This is a genomic window from Paenibacillus alkaliterrae, assembly GCF_021532375.1.
GTDB lineage: Bacteria > Bacillota > Bacilli > Paenibacillales > Paenibacillaceae > Pristimantibacillus > Pristimantibacillus alkaliterrae.
Genome location: NZ_JAKGAP010000157.1, coordinates 1 through 1,730 on the forward strand (window position 1 = coordinate 1; position 1,730 = coordinate 1,730).

Sequence of the window (1,730 nt, forward strand, 5' to 3'; positions counted from 1 at the left end):
CTAGGAGTCTGTCCGACGAAACAGGATTTTGTCCCGCACGCCTCGAATTTATTAGATAAATAGTAATGGACGTGTAAAGGAGTGAAGTCGCATGGCAAAATTCAAATCTTACTCCACCGAACAAGGAGAACTCATTCCGACGTACTTAAGCGAATGGGTGCCGGAGGGTCATTTGGCTCGACTGATCAGCGATATCGTCGATCAGTTGGATCTGAGTGCTATGACCGAGGGCTATTCCCATCGTGGAGAAGAAGCGTATCATCCAGCCATGCTATTGAAGCTGTGGTTTTACGGCTATGCGACAGGCGTATTCACTTCTCGCAAAATTCGCACAGCTCTCGACGAAAATATTCCGTTCCGCTGGCTGTGCGGCGGGAATCTACCGGATTTTCGAACCATTAGCGACTTCCGTAAAAACAACTTGGATCGGTTCGCCGACTTGTTCAAACAAATTGTTCAAATCGCCATGGAGCTCGGCTATATTTCCCTGGGTCATGTCAGCATCGACGGTTCCAAGTTGAAGGCGAATGCCTCGAAACATAAGGCGATGTCGCGCGAGCGTATGAAACAAGAGATCGTACGCTTGGAAACCGAAATCGGCGAAGCGCTTGAGAAAGCGAAGCAGGCCGACGAACAAGAGGAAAGCCAACTATCATTGTTTCCCGAAAGCGCGAACGTGGAGGTGCGCTACCGTCAAGTTCGGTTAGCCAAAATCCAAGCCGCTCTTCAAGCGCTGGAAGAACGTAAACCGGAAGCCGAATCGAAAACGCCCGAGAAAGACCAAATTAATTTCACAGATGATGAATCCCGCATCATGGATACCAAGACCCAAGGCGTCATTCAAGGTTACAATCCGCAGATTGCGGTTGACGCCAAGCATCATTTTATCGTGGGATGCGTGATGAGCAACAGCACCAGCGATCAGCAACAATTCCAAAGCGTGCTCGAATCCATTCAAGATCACACAGGCAAGATGCCGGAAAAAGCAAGCGCGGATAATGGCTACTTCAGCGCCGATAATATTCGGTCGGCAGAGAACGCGCACGTAGACGCCTACATCGCTCCGTCAAGGGAAGGAAAAGCAAAGGGCAATGCGTACGATAAAAGCAACTTCACCTATGTTGCAGAAAGCGATACGTACATCTGTCCCGCCGGTCATGCTCTGACTTTAAAGCAAACTGTGAATGCCAACAATCCTGAAAAAGAAACGGCGTGGCTCTATGAAACCGAGGCTTGCTTAACGTGTCCGTTTCAAAAGGACTGTGTCAAAAGCAAAACCGGAAAACGAACGGTACAACGAACGGAAAGCGATCCCACCCGTGAAGCGATGCGAACCAAAGTGCAGAGCGATGAAGGTAAAGCCATTTACCGTCAGCGCAAAGCCATTGTCGAACCTGCATGGGGAGAGATGAAAGAAGTGCAAGGATTCCGCCAATTCCACCTTCGAGGTGAAGACAAGGTGGCGGGCGAGTTTATGCTGCTTTCGTTAAGTTACAATCTCCGCAAGCTTCATTCCGTCAAATATCCCAAAGAAGCTACGGTATACAAACGGGAGAGGTCTGCCCAAAAACGGAAAATGGCAGCATAAAGCAAAGAAAATGAGCAAAAAAGCAGGCTAATTCAGCCTAAAATCACGATCCATTGACTCAAAATATTACACAAACTGGCAACCACAATGGTCATCCTGCAGTAGGTAACTCAAAAACTCTATCCGTCGGACAGACTCCTAG

Annotated in this window: 1 protein-coding gene; it reads left to right on the forward strand. The window is 48.5% G+C overall.

The genetic code is table 11. The features are described 5' to 3' along the window. Positions 1-91 precede the first annotated feature (91 nt). The gene (locus L1N85_RS26925; protein ID WP_235242086.1) at positions 92-1,588 is read left to right on the forward strand and encodes an IS1182 family transposase; all 1,497 of its coding nucleotides are present in this window, start codon (positions 92-94) and stop codon (positions 1,586-1,588) included. Positions 1,589-1,730 lie beyond the last annotated feature (142 nt).

What these genes read in the sequence shown, in the direction of transcription:
- L1N85_RS26925 (WP_235242086.1), top strand. Translation starts at nt 92, where the DNA reads ATGGCAAAATTCAAATCTTACTCCACCGAACAAGGAGAACTCATTCCG.